This window comes from Romboutsia sp. MSSM.1001216sp_RTP31141st1_G3_RTP31141_220114, from assembly GCF_039031195.1.
Taxonomy (GTDB): domain Bacteria; phylum Bacillota; class Clostridia; order Peptostreptococcales; family Peptostreptococcaceae; genus Romboutsia_C; species Romboutsia_C hominis.
On the sequence record NZ_JBCIUO010000001.1, the window covers coordinates 971,628 to 995,344 of the forward strand.

Below are 23,717 nucleotides of genomic sequence, written 5' to 3' on the forward strand. Positions count from 1 at the left end.
AATATATTTATAGCAACTTTTTATTTTTATAAAATTAATTAACTTATGTTTTCTATATACTTAGAATAAAAAAAATACCATCAACATAAATTTATGCTAATGGTATTTTTATATGATTAAACTTATACTATTTATTTTCTAATTCATTAACTCTTTTCTCTAAATTAGAAATTTTACTATTTATTAATACTTTCTTTTCTTTATATTTTTTTATAAATTTATATATAGCAATAGGAATTAATATCCATATTAATATATTAAATACTTGGAAAAAAATTCATATGTAATAGACATAAACTCCTCCCGTACTATTTCCAATTTTTAACCGATTCTTCGTAATAATTTATAAGTTTAGGATGAGATAAAGTATTAGTATCAATACTTTCAATATCGATAACTTCATCCTGTGCAAAATTGAACATACTCTCAATAGAACCCTTGTTTAAATACTTGGTACTTACATTAACCTTAATATCATCCAAATTCAACTCTTGTTTTGAAGAAAGATTAAATCCCCATTCTCCAAAAGATGGCACTTGCACATGATATGGATATACATTAAAATCCTCAGATTTTAAAGTTTTATTTATACTCCAAAATGCTTTTCTAGCGTAATATGGGCTAGTGGATTGAACGGTCATTACTCCATTTTGAGTTAATGCATTTTTACATAGTCTATAAAATATATTAGTATATAATTTATTTAAACTATCATTGTTAGGGTCTGGCAAATCAACTATTATAACATCATAAACCTCTTTAGTATTTTCTAAAAATTCAAAAGCATCTTCATATACCAAATTTACTTTTTCACTAGATAAAGAGTTTTTATTAATCTCAGTTATAAGTGGGTTTGTTTTACACAAATCTACCATCTCTTTATCTATGTCAACTAAAGTAATATTTTTAATATCATCATACTTTAATAACTCACGAACTGCAAGTCCATCTCCTCCGCCTAGTATCAATACATTTTCATGATTTTTAACTATTCCCATAGGTATATGAACTAATGCTTCATGATATCTATATTCATCTTTAGATGAAAACTGTATGTTCCCATTTAAATATAACCTTAAATCATCTTTGTGTCTTGTCATAACAATCTTTTGATACTGCGTTTGATTTGATAATACAACTCTATCACGATATAGTGAATTTTCAATACTTTGAGATATATTTTCAGAATATAATACTCCTAAAAACATAAATACTAATGATATATATGAGACTATCTTAAATGTTTCAATATTTTTTATATAACTTTTATAATTATGAATTATAACTATAGCTATTACTATGTTTATCGTTCCCACTAAAAAAGATGTAGCAAAATACCCTAAAGTAGGAAGTAAAAATAATGGGAATAAAAGTGAGCCGATAAGTCCTCCTATATAATCAAAGCTAAATACATTTGATAAAGTTACTCTTAAATTATCACAATTTTCCTCTATAATTCTTGTAAGTATAGGAATTTCAAGTCCTACTAAAGTTCCTATTAGAACTATCTGTATATACATAATAAATTCACTAGAAGCTATATATACATTGGATAAAAATAGTATTAATGAAGATATTCCTCCTAGTATACCGACAGCTATTTCAACAAATACAAAAAAGTCAAATAGGTTCTTTTTAACATATTTTGAAATATGAGAACCTACTCCCATAGCACACATATAAAGCCCTATTGTTATAGAAAACTGCTTTATACTATCTCCTAATAAGTATGAGCCTACAGCACTTATTAAAAGTTCATACACTATCGAACAGCCTGATATTATAAGTGTTGTAAGCATTAAAATCTTGTAATTAAATTTATTATTTACCATTACTGTATAGCACCACTAATTAGTATAGCAAGACCTATAAATATTCCTGAAACCATAAGTCCTGCTGCACTATTTCCATTTCCAATTTCTTCATTTAGGTTATATTTTTTATTAAATATTAACATTGATAAGTAACCTAATATACAAAGTACTATTCCAAGTACAAAGTATATAACTGTTGAAGTTAAATCTTGTAGTATTGTTGTATTTGTATTTTGATTAACTGGAGATGCTATAACACTTCTTAAAAGTATTCCTACTGCTATTGATGATGCTGCACTTATATATCCTACTGCTTTATTTCCTCTTTTTATTTCTGTTGGAAAGTGACAAGGTATAGCCAAGTCTACTAAAAAGTTTCCAACTAACATAAGTATAAAACCTATTACTGAATAGATTATCGTTCCTAAAATACCTTCCATATATTCCTCCTATTATTTACCACTACTAAGTCCACCACCAGATGATGTTCTTGAAAATACACTACCTCTTTTAACACTTTGATTTGAAGTTTGTAGTTCTCTGTATTTATTATTAAAATCTTGAGAGACTATGTTTCCTTTATAAGTATTAAATGGAGATATTCTTCTTTTGTATTTGCTGTAGTCATTTCTATATCCAAATGTATAATAAAAATCTCTATAATATACATTTGATGAAGAGTGACTTGTATTATATAGATCATTGTTGCTAACATACATATATTCTCTAGGACATACTTGTATATATGTCTTATCATCCATCCCTATATAAACTACAGCATATTCATCCTTTGTAAGTATAGCCACACTATACTCATCATCACTACTTTGAACTTCTTCTATTAAAGTTGTTGCTTTATCTATTATATCTTTTGCTGATTCATCCATGGACATAGATGTATAATATACATCTGCTTTTAGTTTACTATCAGCATCTGAAGTTATAGATGTGTAATAAGTATATTTTGATGAGTTATTTTTAAGGTAGTTTTGTATAAAATTTTTATCACTTATAAACATATATACTATTAATATAATTATAGGTATTGAAAGTAATAAAGCATATTTTAGATATTGCACTTTTTTCTGTTCTTTTTTAGGATTGTTTTCTTCTATGTAATCATCTTGTAGTATTTCTATATTATCTACTTCAATGCTTTCACAATAGGTAACTTCATCCTCCCAAATTTCTACTGAAAATATTTTTTTAGATTCTTTATGTTCATATTCTTTAAATACTACTTTTTCATATAAATCTACATCTGCTTTATAAAAGTTTGTAACTTCTGCTTTTAAGTCTTCTTTTAATTTGTATCCCGACTTGTATAATGTGTTTTCTGATTTTTGATGGGTTTCTTTAAATAAATATAAATAATCATAACTTATTCCAACACTTAACCATAATACGCTATTATTATCGCTTAAAATTTCGTATTCTATAAAAGTTGAACCTTCTTCATCTTTGTATACTATATAAGAAATTATTTTATATACATTAGATTTTATTTTTATCCTTTGCCCTATTTCTAATTGCCTAAAACTAGCATTAACCATAATTCCCCCCTATTTTACATATTTTACCATATATTTATTATATCATATAAAAATTTCATTTTTTAAGATTTGTATACAAATTTCTCTTTATATATCCATATTTGTTATTTAAGTTTTTTAATGTTAGATGCACTTTAAAATATCCCATATAAGCAAAACTTATATGGGATATTTTAATCATAATTATTATATATTTTACATTAACTATTTCTACTTCTTTTTTGTCTATGTATATTCTCACATAATAAACTTTCATCTAGTCCACCTCTATAATAGGCTATTATAGTTTCTAAATCTATATTAGTTTCTTCTATAATTATTTTAACCTCATATATAGTTGGATTTTCAAACATTTGAAGTATTTCTAATTCCTCTTTAGTCAATTTTAGACCTTCTTTCTTCAATAATTATATATATATTTATACTTTTAATAACTATTATTTATGTATTATTCTTATCTGTAATTATACTCCTATATATTAATTTAAAACACTTTTATTTTTTATTTCTAATTTAAATAGTAGTTAACATAATAAGATTATGGTAATAAATTATTATTATTAATTTTTATATAATTAAATATTAATAATAATATAAATTTACGAGCGAATTTATATTATAATCATGTATTAAAAATTTAAGTATTTTATATCTACTAGGAATATACCTTTTATATTTTTATATTTCTTCAATACTATACTTATGTCTACCTAGATTCCATTTGATTCTTGTGATTCTTCATTTTGTACTAGTGGTGTGCATTCTATGGGGTTGTATCAACAATTGCATTCATATTTTCCTATATCCTTTAAAATACCATCTATAAATTTGTCTTTATTCACTGCTATAGATAAATATTTTCTTTTACTAATGTTTGCCATAATTCTTTTAATTCACTTTACCATACGTTTTACTTAAATTAAGGCATACTTGTAGGTCTAGTATTATCCATTATTTATCCTTTGGCTGGTAATCTTATATGCTATATCATTATTTGTATATTTAAGTAGTAGTATAACTAATTTTTTAGTTGTTTATTTTATAATTAATTTTATCTATTCCACTTCCGATTGCTATGTATATAAGATTAACTCCTTAAGAATATTGGCCCTGTTACTTGACAAAAATAATAAAAATATACATAATAGTACTATAAAGTATCAATAAGTACTAATCAGTACTATTAGTTTCTAAGAGGTGATTTATGAGTAGTAAACAAGAAGTTATTATGCAAGTGGCTCAAAAATGTTTTAATAAACAAGGATTAAAATATACATCAATAGATGATATTGTAAAAGAATGTAAGATATCTAAATCTACATTTTATAAGTATTTTGCGACTAAGGAAGATTTAGTTTGGGAAATGTTAATCTATTCTAATAAAAAATTTTCCAATGCATCTATATTGATAGACACAGATGATACAAAAACACCACATGAAAAATTAAAAGAAAAAATAAAACTTGTATCTGATTATCTTAAATATAACTATTCTTTTAATTCACACATTCTAGGAGAATTTTCAGAAATTAAGGGTAATTCTTTAATAGAGATAAGAAATAACTTAAGATCTAATATAATAAACTGTTATAAGACCCCTTTAATATTAATTTATGGTGAAGAAATAACTCCTTTTATATGGGAGTTATTATTTGTTATAGATAGCTTAATTCATGAATTTAATCTTGTAATGAAAATGAATAAAAGAAATATTAGTGAAGAATATATTTTTGAATTTATAACTAGACAAATAGATTTAAATATAAAAAATCTAAGATACAACAAAAGTATTATAAATGAAAATATATTTTACTCTATAGATGAAATTGGTGAAAGCAATTATAAAGATTCTCTAAAAGATGTTTTTTTAAATGTAGTATATTCTATAAAAGAATGTATTAAATTAAATGAAAACGAAAAACTATCTGAAGCAATTACAAAAATAGAAGAAGAATTTAATTTAGGTAATTATAATTCATTGACTATGCATGCTATGATAGCATACTTAGAAAAGCAAGATTCTCTAAAAGAATATGCAGCTAAATTAAATAGATTGATATCTAAGTTAGGAGATGAAATAATAAATGGAGAATAAAAGATTAAGGAATTTAATAGTTTCAGTGCTAATGCTAGGTTCATTTTTAACAGGGCTTAATCAAACTGTACTAACTTCAGCACTACCTAGTATAATGCATGATTTTTCTGTAAATGCAGATACAGCTCAATGGCTAACATCAATTTATATGCTTGTTTTAGGTATTATGATACCCTCAACTGCATATTTAATAAGTAATTTCTCAACTAAAAAGCTATATATTAGTGCTATGTTGCTATTTTCTATTGGATGTATAATATCTATATTTACAAAAAACTTTTCATTGCTAGTTGTGTCTAGAGTCTTTCAAGCGATGGCTTCCGGAATAATAATGCAATTAGTTCAAGTTGCAATGCTAAACCTATACCCTAAGGAAGAAAGAGGAGCTGCCATGGGTATGTATGGTTTTGTTGTTGGTGTTGCTCCAGCAATAGGACCAACATTAGCTGGGTATGTAATAGATAACTTTGGATGGAGAGTTTTATTTTATGTTCTAGCTTTTATTGCAGTATTAGATATGATATTTGCACACTTTACATTAAAAAATATTACAGAAATTAAAAAATCTAAACTTGAATTCATATCACTAATATTATCAACTTTCGGGTTTGGAGGATTATTAACAGGAGTTTCTAATGTTGGATCATATGGAATATTAAATCCTATAACATATGTACCAATAGTAATTGGAATTATATCACTTATATTATTTACAATAAGACAATACAAGGTTGATGTACCACTTTTAAACCTTAGAGTATTTAAAAGTAAACAGTTTGTAGTATCAGTTATATTGCTAATGATTACTTATGGAGCATTTACATCTGCAACTATGATATTATCTTTATATATACAATCAGCAAGAAAAATGTCCGCAATGATACCAGGATTAATGATGCTTCCAGGTTCAATACTTATGTCTATATTAAGTCCAGTATCAGGACGTATGCTTGATAAATATGGAGCAAGAATCCCAGTTTTATCAGGATTTTTATGTTTGGGAATAGGTACATTTGCATTTTCAAACTTAAGTGAAACAACGTCTATTTTAACATTAACTATTATGTATTCGTTTAGAATGCTCGGAATAACATTTTTATTAATGCCAGTTACAACTTGGGGACTTAATTCACTTAAACAATCTGAACTGGCAGATGGTAGTGCTATAAGCTCTACACTTAGACAAGTTTCTGGGGCAATAGGCGCATCTATGCTTATATCTATAATGACACATGTATCAAATAGTAGTTTAAATACGTCTCAAGTTCTTGCTGATATAAAAGGAATGGATGCTGCATTTAGAATTGCTACTATATTAGTAGTAATCGGATTAATAATTGCAATAATATATGTAAAAGATAATAAGAAAAAATCTAAAAAAACATGTAACGATAATCTGGCCTTAGAATAAATTATATAATTTACCCCTTAAATTAGTATATTTATTAACAGTTATAATAAAATATAAAAACTTAAATAATAAAAAGATGGCATCATATTTCACAATGCCATCTTCTTTATTTTTTTAAGTTTTTTATTTCTTCTATAGTAAGTCCAGTTTTTTGTGCTATCACTTCAATAGGTAATACATCTAATAATTCCTTTGCTATTTCTATAGCCTTTTCTTTTTTTCCTTGTTCTATCTTCTTTTTCTCAAATTCTAAATCTTCTATAGATTTGTTAATTTCTTCAGATTTATCATAATTAAAATAATTTCTATCTTCTAAATCAATAAATTCTATATTATCTAAATCTAAAGATACTTTTTCTTTCTTTTCGATTTTTCTTCCAATTTCATTATTTAACTTTCCTATTTTGTTACAGCAAGTCATTTTGACAAAGTATGTTTTGTTCCATTTAAAAAGAGGTATGAAGAAAAACATAAAATACCAATATGATATATATACTTCTACATGTCCATACTTTCCACAGCATTTACATATAGTAAATTCATCAAAGTCTAGTTTTTTCTCTTCTTGACTTATACCCATTATAAAAAACATTTGTTTCCTCCAATAGTCTTTCTAATATTTAGTAATATTATATCAAATTAATTACCTTTAAAGTACTAATTCTATTTTTATTGTTGGCTAATTTGTGAAACCTTATGAATCTCTACTTTTTCATTTTTCCTTAAGTTTTTATAATATGTCCTAAATAAAGAAGAAACTACTATAACACCAAGGGCTATAGAACCACTTGCAAATAAAACATTAGCTCCTGTAGTGAATGATTCTTGGAAATTTCCTTCTATAACATAATACATTGTATTATATAATCCAAGACCTGGAATTAAAGTTATTATTCCTGGAACTACAAATAATATAGTAGGTTTTTTCATCTTTCTTGCTAATATTTCACATAATAATGCTGCAATTGACGCTGCTATAAAGTTTGCACTCATCATATCAAAATTGATTCTCATTAAAAATATATATATAGTCCATGATATCATTCCTATAGAACCAGATATGTATAGTGTTTTTTTAGGTGCATTTAAAAATACTGCAAAACCAACTGCTGCTAAGTATGAAAATATTATATGTATATACATTGGCATCCAAATCATTATAATAATCCTCCCCATTTTACATATATATTCATTGACACACCAACACCAACTGCAATAGCTGTGGCAATAACTCCTGCATCAATTGCTCTTCCTACTCCTGACATTAACTCCCCTGATACTAAATCCCTTATAGCTTTTATAAAAGGTACTCCTGGTAAAAGTGGCATTATAGATCCTACTATTAACATCTTTGGTGTATCTAATATACCAAGTTCTACAAGACCTATTCCACAAAATCCTATAATTATAGATGAAACTAGTGTTGCAAAAACAGGTATATTTGTTATTTTTTTTACCTTATTATAAGTAATCATAGCTATTACCGATGTTATAAGAGTTAGCATAAATGTTATTACGTTATCTCCTCCAACTAATACTGCAAAACTAGAAGAACCTATTGCAGTCCATATATTTATCTCACTTTGTGTATGCGGTGATTTATCTTCTAAGTTTTTTAATTCTGCTATTGCATCATCTATTGACATATCTATATCGTTAACAAATTTTCTTGAAAACTCATTTAGTAAGTCAATTTTATTTAAATTTATACACCTATTTTCTATTACTTTCATAAATGTATATCCATCAAATCTATCATCAGAAACTATAATGGTATTGGGTGCCATAAACACATTTATATGAGAAAATCCTCTAGATTTGCAAATCCGTTTTACAGTATCGTCTACTCTATAAGTTTCTGCTCCATTACTAAGCATTAATTGCCCTATAAATGTGGCTAATCTCAAGACATCCTTTTTGTATTTATAATTAATACTTTCTGCCATAGTTGACCCCCTCATTTACATATTATTTTTATTAGAAATTAATTATATCACTTCTATTTAGATATATAAAGCAAAATTTTTATACTTTAAAATCATTAATACTTTTAATTATTATAGATAATTAAATCCGTGAAATTGTATTTAAGAATGTTTCGTTTCTCTTAATAACTTATTGTTATAAAAAAAGATAGTGCCCAAAAGTACAACACTATCTTTTTTAATTATTGATAATTTAATTTTATTTATCATTAAATGATACAACACTAAATATGTTTAAAATATATTCTTTTTATATTATATCTATAATTTTAGTAGCTATTTTCTCTCCAAAACATTTATCATGCTCTACAAAAAGCATAGTAGGTTTTTCTTCAAGAATCATATTTTCTATTTGTATACGCGAAATTACATCAATAAAATTAAGGGGTTCGTCCCAAATATAAAGTTGAGATTTTTCACATAAACTTGCAGCAATAAGTAATTTTTTCTTTTGACCTTCACTCCACTGTTCTATATTCTTTTCAAATTGAATATTTGTAACACCTACTTGATTCAAGCTACTTTTTAAATGCTGTATATTTATTCTTTTTTCTGCTGAAAACTCTTCAATTTTTCCTTTTAAAAAATTTGTTTCTTGAGAAACATATGATATCTTACTTACTTTTTCTACATAGCCTGTATAATTAATTTCTTCTCCCATTAATAGCTTTATTAAACTTGATTTACCACACCCATTTTTACCTCTTATCCAAATACGATCTCCTGGTTTAATTTTAAAACTTATTGGTTTTTTAAATATTTCCTTTTGATATACTATTTGTAAGTCTACTACCTCTAACAACTTATCTGAGTTTGTCTCTATATTCCCTATTTTGAGTTTTTCTACCTGTTCTATATTTTTTAGCAATTTAGATTTTTCCTCTATAGCTTTATTTTGACGCTTTTCTAAGCATTTAGCTCTTTTCATCATCTTTGATGCTTTATGCCCAATATATCCTCTATCTACAGGACCACCTCCTATTTTAGTGGACTCTAATTTATCAGACCAACTAGATTTTTGTTTAGCTGCTATTTTAAGTCTTTTAATGTTTTTAAGTAATTTTTCATTTTCTGATTTTTCAAACTCATCTCGCCTATCATTATTTACTTGCCATGTAGTGTAATTACCTTTTTGGATATCTATATTACTTTTATTAATAGATAAAACATGATTAATTACTTCATCTAAAAAGTTTCTATCATGTGAAACTAATATAAATCCCTTCTTCTTATTTAAATATTTTGCTACACATTCTCTACCTTCTGAATCTAAATGGTTAGTAGGTTCATCAATAAGTAAAAAGTTATTTTTTCTAAGAAATAATGCTGATAATAATAGTTTTGTACGCTCACCAGAACTTAATGTTTTAAAATTTCTATCTAGTATTTCTGGTCCTAATCCTATTTTTCTTACTTCTTTTTCTATCATTTCATTAATAATATATCCATCATAGCTTATAAATTTATCTAACACTTCTCCATATTCTTTTATATATTTAATATCACCTGAATATTCTTTTAGTTCTTTTTCCCATTTAGTGAACGGTGCTATTGCTTCTCTCATAACTTCTAAAGCTACTTGATTGTCATTCTCTACATTCATAGGAAAATAATCAAAGCTTACTGGACTTATTATTTGCCCACTATATTTATATTCTCCTTTTAATAATTTTAAAAAAGTTGTTTTCCCTCGACCATTTCTACCTATTAATCCTAACTTCCAGTCTGTATCTATATTTATGGATACATTTTTAAATATATCATCTCCATGGTTATCATATTGAAAACTTAAATTATTTATTTTAATTTGTGCCATAATTGTCCTCTCCTTTGTTGAGGAAATAAAAAAACTTCCTCAACTTAAATAGTCTTTTTTACTACTTAAAAGATAAGAAAGTTATTATATTTAAATATTATGACATGCAAATAAAAGCAATGATTGCTTTTATTTGAGTAATTTAGTTATAACATTTAATCTTATTCTTAACTTTAAGTAGTTTATAGGGTAGCTTAATAAAACATCTATTTTTGATGTTTTAAAACCTAATTAAACTATATTATTGTTATTTTGAATAAGATTAATTGTTCATTTTATCTAATCACCTCTATATGTATTTTGTATTATTATAATATTATAGTAACTTAATTTCAAGTGCTTACATTAGATCAAGAGATTTCATGAATTTAATTTTTTAAGATAATTTAAGTTAAAAAGGGATATGTCTTAAGACATATCCCTTTTTATAACTATAAACTAGTTATCTTTTATTTTCTATTATATTTGATATAATACCTTTACATCTTCCACATCCAGTACCTGCTTTAGTAACTTCTCCAACTTTTTCAACAGTGTCAGCTCCATTTTTTACTGCTTCTACGATTGTATCTATTGATACATTCTTACATTTACATGCATTTTTTATAAGAGCCTCTACTTCCTTAAGCTCTTCTTCGTTTTCAATATTTATATCAGACATCTTTTTAAGCTCTTCAATAGTTCTAGCTCCCTGTGCTTGAGCCTTTCTAACTTGTAAATATTTATCCATATCTAGTTTCATATGTATTTCTCCTAACCTTTAAATTTATTTATTAATATATTAACTTTATAATTATTTAATATTATAATTACATTATATTTATATCCAATATTAATATATAATAAACAAGTTTTATTGAGTAAAGTAAACTACATTTTCTAAATTAAAGTTTATTTTTACATTTTGGTTAACTTCATAAAAATGCTTATTTGAACTAACCTTGAGTATAAAGTCTTTTATATCTATTTCATAAATTGTATTTTCACCTAAATATGTTTTCTTTTTAATTTTTCCTATAACTCCATTTGGATAATTTTCATTATTAATTTCTATATTTTCTTTAGATATCATAAGTTCTACATTATCTAAACTTTCATTTTTATCAATATCTAAGCTTAGCTTAACATATTCATTTTCAAATAATCCATTATATATTTTCCCACTTATATAATTTCTTTCTCCAAATATATTCGCAACTACTTTACTATTTGGTTTTTCATATAAGTTTTTTGGAGTATCAAATTGTTTTATTTCTCCATTTACCATAACTGCTATTTTATCACTCATCATCAAAGCTTCTTCTTTATCATGAGTTACTAGTATTGTAGTTATTTTTAATTTTTTTTGTAAATTTAATACAAACTCTCTCATTTCTTGTCTTAAGTTTATATCTAAATTTGAAAAAGGTTCATCTAAAAGCAGCACCTTTGGATTTATCGCTAAACTTCTTGCTATGGCTACTCTTTGTTTTTGACCTCCCGAAATTTGTGATGGGTACTTTTTTTCGTATCCATTAAGTTTTACTAAGTCTATTAATTCTTGTACTTTTTTATTACGTTCGCATTTTTTAATTTTTTTCATTTTAAGTCCAAACTCGATATTTTCAAATACATTCATATGAGGAAATAAAAAATAATCTTGAAATACTATGGCTACGTCTCGTTTTCCTGTGGGTATATTTTTTATACTATTTCCATCAAATAATATATCTCCTTTATCAAAATCAAGTATTCCTGCTATTATCTTTAATGTAGTGCTTTTACCACATCCTGATGGTCCTAGTAAAGAAATTATTTCGCCTTCATTTATTGATAAATTTATACTTTTTAACACATTTATATTATTAAAACTTTTATTTAAGTTAACTATTTTAACACTTGACATTGTATTCTCCTTAAATTGGTTTATCCTAAAAAGTAATTGTTTTTATTATTTAAATAATACTTTTTTATTTTTCCTTCTACAAGTATTAGTACTACTATACTTACAATTAAAAATACTAGACTGTATAGTGCTGCTACTGTTCTATCTCCGCTTTGTATATATGGAAACATAACCATAGGATATGTAATTATATTACCTCCTCCTATTAGCATAGTTAAGAAGTATTGACTAAATGAAATTATAAAACACATACTAGATGCACCTATTACTCCTGGAAATATTAAAGGTAATGTTATGTATCTAAATGTGTTTATTGAATTTGCTCCTAAAAGCTTTGCTTGTATTTCTAATTTTTCTCCTACTAAATTATATATATCCGCTATCATTTTTACTGCATAAGGAATACAAGGAAATATATTTATTATTATTACTCCTATTATATTATTTGCTAGACCATTTCTTAAAAAAGTAATGTGAACCCCCATAGCTATAGATATCATAGGTACAATTATTGGTGATAGCACTAAAATTTCAAATAATTTTTTTCCTCTAAATTCATATATTGATATAGCCTTAGCTGCTGGTATGCTTATTATAATTGTTATTAATATCACTATTATTGATATTAATATACTGTTAATTAATATTTTTATATTATAAGTATTTAATATATATTCAAACCCTCTTAAAGAATAGTCTGTAGGTATTAACTTTGGATAAGTCCACCTACTAGTTATTGTCCATATTAATAGTATTGAAATTGGTATTATAAGTACTATTAATAATATATCTAAAATTATTTTTTTACTTTTCATAATCTCACCTATAATTTATACTTATACATTTTTGAAAAAATTTTGTTATATATTATTAATAAAACAAAACTTATGCCTGATAATATAATATTTATAACCATAGATAATGCCTTTTGGTTAAAATCTGTACTTACATAATTAGTGTAAGCTAATACTGATAATGCTTTAGGTGTACTTGGCCCTATTAAAAATGGTACTTCATATGACCCAAAAGCAAAAGCAAATAGTATTATGAATGAAGATATTATAGATGGCATAGCAAGTGGTAAAGTTATGTATCTAAAACTTTGTAGTTTGCTAGCACCCAAATTTAGTGCTACTTTTTCTAGCTTCTCATTTATATTTCTTAGTATATTATAAGTTGTTATTACTACAAAGGGTATCCCTTTGTATAAATATACAAGTATTATTCCTATACCATTTTTATCAGATATTAAATTTATAAATTGTGATGAATCAGATATTATACCTAAATTATATAAAATTCTTGATATTATTCCAGATTGAGAAAATATTGTTACCATAAAAAATACTACTACTATATGTGGAATTATTATTGGCAAGTTTAACACGGTATTTCTAAAATTTGAGTACTTATCTTGAGTTAACAAATAGGCTAATAAAACACCAAGTATTACAGATATCAAGCTTGATATTAAGGATGTATTTAAACTAAATAGAAGAGACTTCAAAAAAGAAGTCTCTCTTAAAATCTCTTTGTAATAACTAAAATTTATTTCATTAAAACCTATTTGTGGAAAATATCCTAAACTTTGTAATAGACAATTTATTATTCCATACCCCATTATAAATAACAAAAGTATAGCTGTTGGTGCTATGAGTATATATGGTTTTATTTTATTGTTCACTTTCTAGAACCTCTTTTGTCCATATTTTTTCTATTATTGGAACAAGCTCTGCTCTTAATTCTGGAACAGCATTTTCTATTACTATCATTTCATCACTAAATTTACTTTTTTCATTTTTAGGTATTTTGTTCATATCTAATATTGTTGAGTCTCCCCAATTTTTACTAAATGTTTTAGAACCTTGTGCATCTATACTCATTAAGTAATCTATTAAAACCATAGCACCAGCTTGATTTTGACTATTAAATGGTACTGTTAAGAAATGAGTATTGCTTATATTTCCTTTTTCAAATTCTATTATCTTAGTATTAGGACTAAACTCTTTACTTTCTATTTTAGATGGTATTACATTTGGTGAATATGTCATTGTAAAGTAAACTTCTTCATCTGAATACATATTATCTAATTGTGAAGTTGTTGAAGGATAAGTTTTACCTTTATTCCATAAGTATGGTTTTATTTCTTTTAAATAGTTAATAGCAGGTTGGATTACTTCTTTTACCTTTGTTTCATCTACTGGTAAATCTTTTACATTTTCATATCCTACTATATCGTATATTACGTTTCTTACAAAAGCACTACCTGTAAAGTCAGGAGGTGCTGGGTATGTAAATTTACCTGGATTTTTCATTATTACTTCTTTTAAATCATTAGTGTTTTTAATTTCTTTATCCACTTTAGAAGCATTTTCTATTATTGTAAATTGTGCTTTACCCCAAGGTGCTTCCATATTATCTACTTTTGTTCCAAAGTCTGTAGTTATATCTTTTGAAGTTGTATCTACATATTTATTAAAGTTTGGAAGTTTTTCAGTAAATTTTCCTAATAGTAAATTACTATCTTTTGCAGTTTTAAAGTTTTCTCCATTTATCCAAACTACATCCATATTTCCTTTTAAATTGTTTGCTTGTTTATCTGATAATAAACTGTTTAATATTTCATCTATATTCATACCTACTCTTTTTACAGTTATATCATACTTTTCTTTCATCTGAGGTATTATGTAAGTATCAAACCATTTATTCATTACTTCGTTACCACCATAACCATAGAAATTAACAGTAGTCCCTTTAGCTTCTTCTAATAATTGTTCATATTTTTTATCTGAAACATTTACTTCTTTTGGTTTTGTAGATGGTTTTGAACATCCAATTAAACTTATAGTCATAATTATACTTAAAGCACCTATTATCTTTCTTTTAAATTTCATATTTATCTCCTTTTGTATTATTTTATTTTTTATCAATATTATCTTATGTTATATATCTATTTTTTATTTTTTATATGTATTTAAAAAATTCGATTCGCTCATGTTACTCAAACGACTTCGTCCGCTAATCAAAAATTCTTTTTTGAGCTACTGTGTAGGCGAATACCTTTACTTTTTCCAAATATGTTACTATAACTTTAATTCATAGATTAACAACAATTTACAATCAAATAAATTCCCTTGGTAAATAAAAAAGTATTGATGAGTTCATCAATACCTTTTTGTTGATATATAGAATATAATTATTTTTAATTCTTATAAAGATACTTAGCATACCATTTATTTTTAATTCTTATACCAAATAACTCCTATAAAAGTCTTAATAATCTGTATTAATGTCATTAACCCAAACATAACGCTTATATAATAAAATGCTCTTATTTCTTCTGCTGAATATATCAATATAAATCCTATAAAGAAAAGTACAAGTATAACCATAGTAATACTCATAGTAGTTACTATTTTTTTTAACCTTACTTTTCTTTTCATGTATAGTATTAATACTAATAGCATTAATGTTATCAATGCTATTATGGCAATATATTGTATAGTTTGAATAGGATATTTATCTTCCCAAACATAATTTTTATGTACGACATGTCGTAACATTCCCATCTTTTTGTGTGTAAAATAGTTCACCATATACGCTCCAACTAAGAGCAAAATTTCTAGTGTTGTAGTCAGTACATAAAAAATCTTTTTTATTTTTTCCATATAAATATCAACCTCATTATCTGTAATTTAAAATAATCACTACAATTAGTTTAGTGATTATTTTAAATTATTTATTTTGCAGCTTTGTTTGTTGGTAGTTTACCCACTATAGTATATTCACAATTACCACTATTTGGATCTCCTACTTGTACAGGAAGATTATTATGCATTTGCCATTCATTCCATCCACCATCATAAACAGTCATCTTATCCCATCCTGCATCATAAGCAATTAACCAAGGAACTGATGCTCTCCAACCTGTTCCACAGTAAAATGAAAGTTCATTGTTTTTATTTATATCAGAATCTGACCATAACTTTTCCATTTCTTCAGCAGTTATAACAGTTCCATCTTTATGTGTATAATCTTCCATATTGTATGGATTGCTTCCTGCATGTCCCCAAACTGCGCCTTTAGGCTCACCAGCTCTATCAATATAAGTGTATCCACTTGTTTTACCATCAAATTCATCTTTACTTCTTATACTTACTAGACGGAAGTTTTGGTCATTTTTTAATTTATCTTGAACTTGTTCTATAGACATCCAATATTCTGGATGTGCTGGAACAGTTGTTCCAAAGTCTTTTGCTGGTGTTGCTTTTTCTACTTCAGTTTCTGTTTGATACCCTGCTTTTTTCCATGCATCAAGTCCACCATCTAGAACTTTTACATTATCAACACCTGCCCAAAGATATGCATATGCTACTCTACTTACTGCTGAAATATCTGTTCCATATAAAATAACAGTTTTATCTTTTGTAACTCCTAAATCTAACATACCTTTTTCAACTACCTTAGGATCTGATATATTCCAAATCGGCTCTGATTCAACACTTGAAGTATCCACATGTAAAGCTCCTGGAAGATGTCCTTTTGTATAAGTTGGGCTGTCTTTATAAGTTCCCCACGAAACTTCTAATATAGTATAATTTTTAGACTCTGGTTGATTTCCATCTATTACACTTTGTACCCACTTAGGTGATACAAAGACTTTTTGTGTATCTACCTTTTCTGCCTTTACATCTGATTTCGTTTCTGTTGTTTTTTGAGAATCATTCGAAGGACTACTACATCCTACCGCCATTGTGGCTACCATTGTAATACCAACTAGTGCACTAATTAATTTTCTTTTCATAATTGTCCTCCGTTACTTTTTATCATTTTCTTAAAATGAGAGTGTTTATAGCTACCCTTAATATCACCCTTAATTATTTAAACCCATAGAAAAATTGCTACCTTAAAAACAAATCTAAAAGATTTGAATTTACTGAAATTTGACCTCGATAATTTTATCATAATTCATATAAATCTCCAATATTTATACAAAATTTAAATACTTAACATTGGTATTATTTATTTTTTCTATACGTTAATATACAACATTTAAATTCTCTAATTTATATCTATATAAACAATAGCATCTTTAAATATCTTAGGATTATCATCAATATATATACAAGGTATTACACTAATCTTTTTTTCATTTCCTTTTAGTTCAAATTCATCACCTATATATAAATTACCATCAATTAACTCTCCTCCAGTTCCAGGTCCATGTATTAATTCATTATTATTTTCGTCCTTTGCGATTAATACTGGTTCTCTTCTTTTATTAACACTAAGTTCTGTGTATAAGTCATAATTATATTTAATCTTAACAGATACAGGAGATACCCTAATTTCCTCTATAGTGAAATTTCCTTTATATACATTTTCATCTATTTTAAAAGTTTTATTTATTTTATGTACTTTAGTATCATTTAATATATTTGATGCATTTATTATAGTATTAAATTCCCAATTGCCCCTAATAGCTTCAAATTCTTCATTTCTATAGTTATGCATTTCATTAAAAATAATCTTTAAGTCATAGTCTTTGTTTCCTTCTATCTTATCTAATATTTCATAAGGAGTGTCAGATGCACCATCTCCATCAGTATCTATTGATAGTAAACTAGTTTTAAACAATATATTCCCTTTTTTTTCTCCTATTACTTTTTCAACTTCACAAGAATTACTCTGTCCCTCAAATACAAGGTCATCAATAATAATTGTTGGATATAATGGTGATAAAGTTTCTATATTTAAATTATCATTAAAATTGGAATAATCAACACTCATACTAATTATTAGCTGTCTATCATCTAACATAACTTCACCTAGACTAATTTTTAGCCCATTAGATTCAATAGTTTGATTCCCTTCAAACTTGTACTTATCAAATTCATTTTCTTCTCTTCCTAGTAAAACTTCTATTTGTTTTGTTATATTCTCTATATAAGCCCATGTAGTTTTACTATTTAATGCCATAGTTCCTAAAAGAATGATGCTTGATCCAGCTATTATAAGCTTTTTCTTTTTTAATTTTATTTTTTGTTTATCCTTTAAAGCCTTATTTATAACAACCTCTATAGAAGAATCAAAGTTATCTGGTATCTTTATATTATCTAATTTGCTCATTTATTTCCCCTCCATTAATATCTTATATAATTTCTTTTTTCCTCTTTTTATGTAAGTTTTAATAGTATTTTCATTGCATTCAAGTACGTCTGCTATTTCCTTTATAGTCATATCTTGAAAGTATTGAAGTATTATAGGAGTTTTAAATTTTTCTTCTAATATATCTATAGCATTATATAAATCTATTTTCTCTTCCAATTTCTCATATGATATATCCTCAACTTCTTCTAATGCTTTTATGTCATATATAACCTTACTTTGACTTCTATTTCTATCATTTACATTATTGATAAGTATTCTTGTAATCCAAGTTTTAAAGTATTTTGGATTTTTTAATTTATGTATATTTATAATTGCTTTATATACTGTTTCTTGGCATACTTCTACTGCCTCTTCTTCATCTTTTATATACAAAAAAGCTGTTTTATATAAGTATTCTTTGTTTTCATTTATAATTGCATTAATTGAATCTTTGTCTCCCTTTATAGCTTTTTTTATTATATCCTCATCACTAACTTTATTTTTACTCCTTCTTAACATTAATAATTGTCCCATATCCCTCTCCTTTTGTTTGTATTACATTCATTAGACGCAATAGATATATAATAAGTTTCACTTAAATTAAATTATTTTTTAATTAATAAAAGCCATGTGTATAGAATAGACTTCCATACTCATGGCTTTTATTAATATTTAGCATTTTATATAAGTTATTTTATTTAGCAATTTTAATCTATGCAATAACTTTTTCAGTTTTTTCTTCTAAACACACTCTTGGCACAAGTAAGCATACTATCATACAGCATATCCCACTTAATATAAATGGTAATTTATTACCTATATCAAATATAAATCCAGATGCTAAAGATCCTACAATCATACCAATAGCTTTGTATGATCCTTGTATACCCATTATTTCACCATAATTTTCTTTTGCAAGTTTTGATACTATACTTTGTTGTATAGGAGTAACTAAAGCACTACTTCCAACGAATACCATTATAAACATAAAGCTAATTAATATGTTGTTAAATAATGATGCTAATATCATACTTATTCCAGCTATCATACAAGCTACTATTAGAGTGTATTTTTCATTATATTTTTTACTTAGATATGGATTTATACATAAGTTCATAATTAAAGCTACAACCCCAGCAAATGCCATAACAATACCATTAACTGTAGTTGGCATATTTAACACTGATTCTATATAATAGTTTATAGTCGAATTATATGAAGTTGTTGCTATAGTTATTAAAGTCATAACTATCATCATAATACTTACAGTAGGATTTAATGAAGTTGACTTACTTCCTTTTTTAAGATGTTTAGTATAAATCTCTATTTTACCAAGCTTTTTATCAATAGTTTCATCTAAAACAAAGTATATAACTCCTGCAACTAATAAACATAATATAAACTGAGTAAAAAATGCAAATTTATAACCTAAATTTCCACTAAATCCACCCATAAGAGCTCCAACAGAACTTGCTATTGATGTAGTTGCTGTATGATATGACATATATTTTGTTCTTTCTTCTTTCGAAGATATATCACTAACATAAGCTATACAAGTAGTTATAAATGCTACTGACATAGCTCCACCAGTTATTCTAAACATAAGTATAAGTGGTGTACTTTCTATAAATCCAAATCCTAGTTGGCTAATACCATAACCAATTACCCCAATAACTAAAAATCTCTTTCTTCCTCTTTGGTCAGACAAACTTCCCCATATAGGTGACATTACAAAATGAGATACTGCCATAGTTGAGTATAGTACACCAAACATATATGTAGGTAGGCTTAGTGCGTTTATAAGAGATGGTGTTACAGGATGTGCCATATTAAAGGTCGCCATGGTTATAAAATTTATAAATAATATCTTTCTCATTTTTATCTTGTCCATATTTACTCCTTAAGTTTTTATTTTAAACCTTAATTATTATATCATAAAAATATTTATATAACATAAAAAATTCACTTCACTTTATCAATGTAATTTATATAGTCAACTACATATTCCGTTATCAAAAAATTATTTTTACTTAAGTAAATATTTTGCTATAACTTTAACCTATAGATCTTTTACTATTTCTAAATAAGTGCAATATCTTAATAATTAAAAAAGCACAGATTACCATCTGCGCTCTTTTATACATCTCTTTTATATTAAATTTTACTTATAATATATTCTTTCCAATCTCCATGAGGTATCTCAATTAATTTATCTTCTGAATTATTTAAAGCTTTTGTATTATATTCATAGTAATATGCTATTTCTTTTATTCCATCTTTTAGAATAACTTCTATTTCTTTCCTTAAATACTCACAATTTATATTATTATCTTCACTATAGTTTTCTAAATCATCTAATTCTTTTAGGCTTTTATCAAAGTCTTTAAGCTCCATTAGCTCACCTATAATAGTACCATCCCCTGGTACAACAGCTGGATATCCCTTATTATCTAAATGAAATAAATTTCCATTTATTGTTGCTTTACAAGTTTTTGATACCTTACCTTTTAGAAGTTTTTCATAATTGAACATATCACTTCTTAAACTACCATATACAAATATTTTATCTATTAACATATTTCTCCACCTACAGCTTTTATATCTTTATCATATAATGTACATGCCTCTATTGCTAATTCTAGACCCTTTACTATTTCTTCTAAAGACATATATGGAGTATTTTTCTTGTCTATAACTTGAGAAGTCATATATGGTATATGTATAAACCCACCTTTTATATTTGGATATTTCTTATCTATCATGTACATTATTCCATACATTACATGATTGCATACAAATGTACCAGCTGTATTTGATACTGTAGCAGGTATTTTATTTTCATTCATATGTTTAACCATAGCTTTTATTGGCAAGTTTGAAAAATATGCAGCTTGTCCATCTTCTTCTATTATCTCATCTGTTGGTTGATTTCCTTCATTGTCCTTTATTCTAAAATCATCCATATTTATAGCAACTCTTTCAGGAGTTATATCATATCTTCCTCCAGCTTGTCCTATAGATATAACTATGTCTGGATTGTGTTTTTCTATAGCTTCCTCTATAGCTTTTACTGATTTATGTCTAACTGTTGGTATCGTTAACTTTATAACGGTAGCTCCATTTATATTTTCTTTTACCATTTTTACAGCTTCCTCAGCTGGGTTTACTTTTTCTCCACCAAATGGATCAAATCCTGTTAATAAAACTTTCATACTCACCGTCTCCTATCTTTATATTAATTCTTTACTTCAAATTAAAATGCTAAGAAGTACATTGCAAATATATGAATTACTAATAATATTATAGCTACTGGTGCTTGATACTTTATAACATCATATTGCTTTTTCATATCAAGTAATGCTGCTGGTACTATGTTAAAGTTTGCAGCCATTGGAGTTAACAGTGTACCACAATATCCTGCTGTTAGTGCAAGGGCACCAACTATAGCCGGATCTGCTCCTTGACTTAATACAAATGGAACACCTATACCTGCTGTTATAACTGCAAATGCAGCAAATGCATTTCCCATTATCATAGTGAATATTGCCATTCCTAGTACATATGCCACTACTCCAAAGAATCTACTATCTGCTGGAACTACTCCAGATATTATATTAGATATAACTTCACCTACTCCAGCTTGAGTAAATAATGCACCTAATGCAACTAAAAGTTGTGGTAACATACTTGCAGGACCCATCTGTTGTAAAAGTCTTGCACTATCTGTTACTGTTGTAGATGGTTTTGCTTTTGTTAATATAAATGCTGCTATTAATGCAACTACCGAACCAGCTCCTATTGCAAATTGCGATGAACTACCAAAGTCTTTTAAAGCCATTGCAACTAAAACTGCTACAAGTGCTAATACTAATGATGGCATAAATATTTTATTACCAAGTTTTTCTGACTGCTTTTGTCCAAATTCTTCACTTGGAGTTTCATATTTAGCAAATACAACTTGCTTTGTAAGTGTTAGTAAACTTGAAGCTACTAATATTAGCCCTATTACATTTGATGGTATCAATTTCCCAAATATAAATGGTATAGATATTAATACCCAAAATAAAGCTGTTCCAAATCTTTTATTGCTATCTATTGTTTTATACGATTTTATCGCTATAACTATCATTAAAATCCCCATAATGGCGTAAAAAATTTCTAAAGATATATTTATAAAATTTTGCACTTAATTTTCCTCCTTATTTAATTATTTTGTCTGTATTTTTTATTTAGTTTTCTATCAAATAAGTAGTTTTGAAGTGCAGATACTAAAAATGCAACTACAGCCATTATTATACTAGCTTTAACAATTTCTAATTCTGTAACATTAAACCCTTGTTCTGATAAAGTTGACGCTATAAGTAATACTCCACTACTTCCTGCAAATAAGTTTTGTCCATAGAAGTTACCATAGTTTTCCGAAGCAGCTGATAATGCTTTTATAGCCTCTTCATCTTCTTCATTTATTTTATTGTTTTTGTTTATAGCAGCAGCTTGAGCCATTGGGTTTACTAAAGGTCTAACAAATTGAGGATGACCACTCATTCTTATTGATAAAGCACCTGCTATTTGTCTTGCAAACATATATATGCTTAGTACCCCTCCAGCTGTAATCTTTCCAATCTTTTCTATTAGATATATAGCCCTTTGCTTTAGCCCGTATCTTTCTAGTATACCTATTACTGGTAATGTTAATATAAACAGTGATACTGCTCTGTTAGCTACAAAGGAATCTCCTAATATAGTTAGTATTTGGTTTATATCTAACCCAGATACTAGTCCTGTAACAATTCCTGCTACTAATACGGTAAATAGTGTTTCTATTTTGAATAAAAATCCAATTACAACTATCAAAACACCTATTAGTTTTATCATTTTTATTCCTCCCTAATTATCTAATTTAAATTTTCAGAAATTTAATTTTTTTCATAAATTTCATATTTTTCAATTTTATTAAATTATACAATATAAAACATTTTCTTACAATATTTTTATTTATATTTTTAAT

General features: G+C 26.2%; 24 protein-coding genes. 2 read left to right on the plus strand and 22 right to left on the minus strand.

Going from position 1 to position 23,717, the window contains the following annotated elements; translation table 11 throughout:
• Nucleotides 1–308: 308 nt before the first annotated feature.
• From ABCP60_RS04870 to ABCP60_RS04885, 4 genes are all read right to left on the minus strand, one after another.
• The gene (locus ABCP60_RS04870; RefSeq protein ID WP_092925651.1) at nt 309–1,832 is read right to left on the minus strand and encodes a polyamine aminopropyltransferase; all 1,524 of its coding nucleotides are present in this window, start codon (nt 1,830–1,832) and stop codon (nt 309–311) included.
• Nucleotides 1,832–2,254, minus strand: coding sequence for a DUF350 domain-containing protein (locus ABCP60_RS04875; RefSeq protein WP_343101345.1), 423 nt, complete (start codon nt 2,252–2,254; stop codon nt 1,832–1,834). The genes ABCP60_RS04870 and ABCP60_RS04875 overlap by 1 nt, the downstream gene beginning before the upstream one ends.
• 12 nt (nt 2,255–2,266) lie before the next feature.
• On the minus strand, nt 2,267–3,367 hold the full coding sequence (locus ABCP60_RS04880) for a DUF4178 domain-containing protein (protein ID WP_092925647.1): 1,101 nt from the start codon (nt 3,365–3,367) through the stop codon (nt 2,267–2,269).
• Between the two features lie 200 nt (nt 3,368–3,567).
• Nucleotides 3,568–3,750, minus strand: a complete 183-nt coding sequence (locus ABCP60_RS04885; RefSeq protein WP_092925643.1) for a hypothetical protein — start codon at nt 3,748–3,750, stop codon at nt 3,568–3,570.
• A gap of 821 nt (nt 3,751–4,571) precedes the next feature.
• On the opposite strand from ABCP60_RS04885, the gene ABCP60_RS04890 reads away from it, so the two are divergent.
• On the plus strand, nt 4,572–5,462 hold the full coding sequence (locus tag ABCP60_RS04890; RefSeq protein WP_092925641.1) for a TetR/AcrR family transcriptional regulator: 891 nt from the start codon (nt 4,572–4,574) through the stop codon (nt 5,460–5,462).
• The gene (locus ABCP60_RS04895; RefSeq protein ID WP_092925639.1) at nt 5,452–6,873 is read left to right on the plus strand and encodes an MDR family MFS transporter; all 1,422 of its coding nucleotides are present in this window, start codon (nt 5,452–5,454) and stop codon (nt 6,871–6,873) included. Before ABCP60_RS04890 ends, ABCP60_RS04895 begins: the two co-directional genes overlap by 11 nt.
• Nucleotides 6,874–6,979: 106 nt before the next feature.
• Here ABCP60_RS04895 and ABCP60_RS04900 read toward each other — a convergent pair whose 3' ends face one another.
• The 18 genes from ABCP60_RS04900 to ABCP60_RS04985 all read right to left on the minus strand — a co-directional run bounded on the left by ABCP60_RS04900 (nt 6,980) and on the right by ABCP60_RS04985 (nt 23,584).
• On the minus strand, nt 6,980–7,465 hold the full coding sequence (locus ABCP60_RS04900; protein WP_092925637.1) for a zinc-ribbon domain-containing protein: 486 nt from the start codon (nt 7,463–7,465) through the stop codon (nt 6,980–6,982).
• A 77-nt stretch (nt 7,466–7,542) separates the two neighbouring features.
• Complete coding sequence (locus ABCP60_RS04905; protein ID WP_176698676.1) at nt 7,543–8,031, minus strand: threonine/serine exporter family protein; 489 nt, start codon at nt 8,029–8,031, stop codon at nt 7,543–7,545.
• The gene (locus ABCP60_RS04910; protein ID WP_092925633.1) at nt 8,031–8,819 is read right to left on the minus strand and encodes a threonine/serine exporter family protein; all 789 of its coding nucleotides are present in this window, start codon (nt 8,817–8,819) and stop codon (nt 8,031–8,033) included. The genes ABCP60_RS04905 and ABCP60_RS04910 overlap by 1 nt, the downstream gene beginning before the upstream one ends.
• A gap of 289 nt (nt 8,820–9,108) precedes the next feature.
• The gene (abc-f, locus tag ABCP60_RS04915; protein WP_092925631.1) at nt 9,109–10,674 is read right to left on the minus strand and encodes a ribosomal protection-like ABC-F family protein; all 1,566 of its coding nucleotides are present in this window, start codon (nt 10,672–10,674) and stop codon (nt 9,109–9,111) included.
• 442 nt (nt 10,675–11,116) lie between these two features.
• Nucleotides 11,117–11,416 (minus strand): (2Fe-2S)-binding protein, encoded by a 300-nt coding sequence (locus ABCP60_RS04920; protein ID WP_092925629.1) that lies wholly within the window; start codon nt 11,414–11,416, stop codon nt 11,117–11,119.
• A gap of 111 nt (nt 11,417–11,527) precedes the next feature.
• Nucleotides 11,528–12,559, minus strand: coding sequence for an ABC transporter ATP-binding protein (locus tag ABCP60_RS04925; RefSeq protein ID WP_092925627.1), 1,032 nt, complete (start codon nt 12,557–12,559; stop codon nt 11,528–11,530).
• 20 nt (nt 12,560–12,579) lie between these two features.
• On the minus strand, nt 12,580–13,374 hold the full coding sequence (locus ABCP60_RS04930; protein WP_343101346.1) for an ABC transporter permease: 795 nt from the start codon (nt 13,372–13,374) through the stop codon (nt 12,580–12,582).
• An 8-nt stretch (nt 13,375–13,382) separates the two neighbouring features.
• Nucleotides 13,383–14,243 (minus strand): ABC transporter permease subunit, encoded by an 861-nt coding sequence (locus tag ABCP60_RS04935; RefSeq protein ID WP_092925624.1) that lies wholly within the window; start codon nt 14,241–14,243, stop codon nt 13,383–13,385.
• Nucleotides 14,233–15,453, minus strand: coding sequence for an ABC transporter substrate-binding protein (locus tag ABCP60_RS04940; RefSeq protein WP_195581134.1), 1,221 nt, complete (start codon nt 15,451–15,453; stop codon nt 14,233–14,235). The genes ABCP60_RS04935 and ABCP60_RS04940 overlap by 11 nt, the downstream gene beginning before the upstream one ends.
• A 345-nt stretch (nt 15,454–15,798) precedes the next feature.
• Complete coding sequence (locus tag ABCP60_RS04945) at nt 15,799–16,227, minus strand: hypothetical protein (protein WP_195581135.1); 429 nt, start codon at nt 16,225–16,227, stop codon at nt 15,799–15,801.
• A gap of 71 nt (nt 16,228–16,298) precedes the next feature.
• A complete protein-coding gene (locus ABCP60_RS04950; protein ID WP_195581136.1) occupies nt 16,299–17,363 on the minus strand; it encodes a rhodanese-like domain-containing protein in 1,065 nt (354 codons plus the stop codon).
• Nucleotides 17,364–17,620: 257 nt separating this feature from the next.
• Complete coding sequence (locus ABCP60_RS04955) at nt 17,621–18,688, minus strand: DUF4179 domain-containing protein (RefSeq protein ID WP_092925615.1); 1,068 nt, start codon at nt 18,686–18,688, stop codon at nt 17,621–17,623.
• A complete protein-coding gene (locus ABCP60_RS04960; RefSeq protein WP_092925613.1) occupies nt 18,689–19,243 on the minus strand; it encodes a sigma-70 family RNA polymerase sigma factor in 555 nt (184 codons plus the stop codon).
• Between the two features lie 178 nt (nt 19,244–19,421).
• Entirely contained in the window at nt 19,422–20,600 is a 1,179-nt protein-coding gene (locus ABCP60_RS04965; RefSeq protein WP_092925611.1) for an MFS transporter, read from the minus strand.
• A 263-nt stretch (nt 20,601–20,863) separates the two neighbouring features.
• A complete protein-coding gene (locus tag ABCP60_RS04970) occupies nt 20,864–21,286 on the minus strand; it encodes a gamma-glutamylcyclotransferase family protein (protein WP_092925609.1) in 423 nt (140 codons plus the stop codon).
• Nucleotides 21,280–21,921, minus strand: a complete 642-nt coding sequence (gene pcp / locus ABCP60_RS04975) for a pyroglutamyl-peptidase I (protein WP_092925607.1) — start codon at nt 21,919–21,921, stop codon at nt 21,280–21,282. The genes ABCP60_RS04970 and pcp overlap by 7 nt, the downstream gene beginning before the upstream one ends.
• 41 nt (nt 21,922–21,962) lie before the next feature.
• Complete coding sequence (locus ABCP60_RS04980) at nt 21,963–22,895, minus strand: DUF979 domain-containing protein (protein ID WP_343101347.1); 933 nt, start codon at nt 22,893–22,895, stop codon at nt 21,963–21,965.
• Between the two features lie 17 nt (nt 22,896–22,912).
• On the minus strand, nt 22,913–23,584 hold the full coding sequence (locus ABCP60_RS04985) for a DUF969 domain-containing protein (protein ID WP_092925603.1): 672 nt from the start codon (nt 23,582–23,584) through the stop codon (nt 22,913–22,915).
• Nucleotides 23,585–23,717: the final 133 nt, after the last annotated feature.

What these genes read in the sequence shown, in the direction of transcription:
- ABCP60_RS04970 (WP_092925609.1), bottom strand. Translation starts at nt 21,286, where the DNA reads ATGTTAATAGATAAAATATTTGTATATGGTAGTTTAAGAAGTGATATG.
- ABCP60_RS04955 (WP_092925615.1), bottom strand. Translation starts at nt 18,688, where the DNA reads ATGAGCAAATTAGATAATATAAAGATACCAGATAACTTTGATTCTTCT.
- ABCP60_RS04895 (WP_092925639.1), top strand. Translation starts at nt 5,452, where the DNA reads ATGGAGAATAAAAGATTAAGGAATTTAATAGTTTCAGTGCTAATGCTA.
- ABCP60_RS04905 (WP_176698676.1), bottom strand. Translation starts at nt 8,031, where the DNA reads ATGATTTGGATGCCAATGTATATACATATAATATTTTCATACTTAGCA.
- ABCP60_RS04880 (WP_092925647.1), bottom strand. Translation starts at nt 3,367, where the DNA reads ATGGTTAATGCTAGTTTTAGGCAATTAGAAATAGGGCAAAGGATAAAA.
- ABCP60_RS04910 (WP_092925633.1), bottom strand. Translation starts at nt 8,819, where the DNA reads ATGGCAGAAAGTATTAATTATAAATACAAAAAGGATGTCTTGAGATTA.
- ABCP60_RS04890 (WP_092925641.1), top strand. Translation starts at nt 4,572, where the DNA reads ATGAGTAGTAAACAAGAAGTTATTATGCAAGTGGCTCAAAAATGTTTT.
- ABCP60_RS04900 (WP_092925637.1), bottom strand. Translation starts at nt 7,465, where the DNA reads ATGTTTTTTATAATGGGTATAAGTCAAGAAGAGAAAAAACTAGACTTT.
- ABCP60_RS04925 (WP_092925627.1), bottom strand. Translation starts at nt 12,559, where the DNA reads ATGTCAAGTGTTAAAATAGTTAACTTAAATAAAAGTTTTAATAATATA.
- pcp (WP_092925607.1), bottom strand. Translation starts at nt 21,921, where the DNA reads ATGAAAGTTTTATTAACAGGATTTGATCCATTTGGTGGAGAAAAAGTA.
- ABCP60_RS04940 (WP_195581134.1), bottom strand. Translation starts at nt 15,453, where the DNA reads ATGAAATTTAAAAGAAAGATAATAGGTGCTTTAAGTATAATTATGACT.
- ABCP60_RS04985 (WP_092925603.1), bottom strand. Translation starts at nt 23,584, where the DNA reads ATGATAAAACTAATAGGTGTTTTGATAGTTGTAATTGGATTTTTATTC.
- ABCP60_RS04870 (WP_092925651.1), bottom strand. Translation starts at nt 1,832, where the DNA reads ATGGTAAATAATAAATTTAATTACAAGATTTTAATGCTTACAACACTT.
- ABCP60_RS04960 (WP_092925613.1), bottom strand. Translation starts at nt 19,243, where the DNA reads ATGGGACAATTATTAATGTTAAGAAGGAGTAAAAATAAAGTTAGTGAT.
- ABCP60_RS04945 (WP_195581135.1), bottom strand. Translation starts at nt 16,227, where the DNA reads ATGGAAAAAATAAAAAAGATTTTTTATGTACTGACTACAACACTAGAA.
- ABCP60_RS04920 (WP_092925629.1), bottom strand. Translation starts at nt 11,416, where the DNA reads ATGAAACTAGATATGGATAAATATTTACAAGTTAGAAAGGCTCAAGCA.
- ABCP60_RS04930 (WP_343101346.1), bottom strand. Translation starts at nt 13,374, where the DNA reads ATGAAAAGTAAAAAAATAATTTTAGATATATTATTAATAGTACTTATA.
- abc-f (WP_092925631.1), bottom strand. Translation starts at nt 10,674, where the DNA reads ATGGCACAAATTAAAATAAATAATTTAAGTTTTCAATATGATAACCAT.
- ABCP60_RS04965 (WP_092925611.1), bottom strand. Translation starts at nt 20,600, where the DNA reads ATGGACAAGATAAAAATGAGAAAGATATTATTTATAAATTTTATAACC.
- ABCP60_RS04950 (WP_195581136.1), bottom strand. Translation starts at nt 17,363, where the DNA reads ATGAAAAGAAAATTAATTAGTGCACTAGTTGGTATTACAATGGTAGCC.
- ABCP60_RS04875 (WP_343101345.1), bottom strand. Translation starts at nt 2,254, where the DNA reads ATGGAAGGTATTTTAGGAACGATAATCTATTCAGTAATAGGTTTTATA.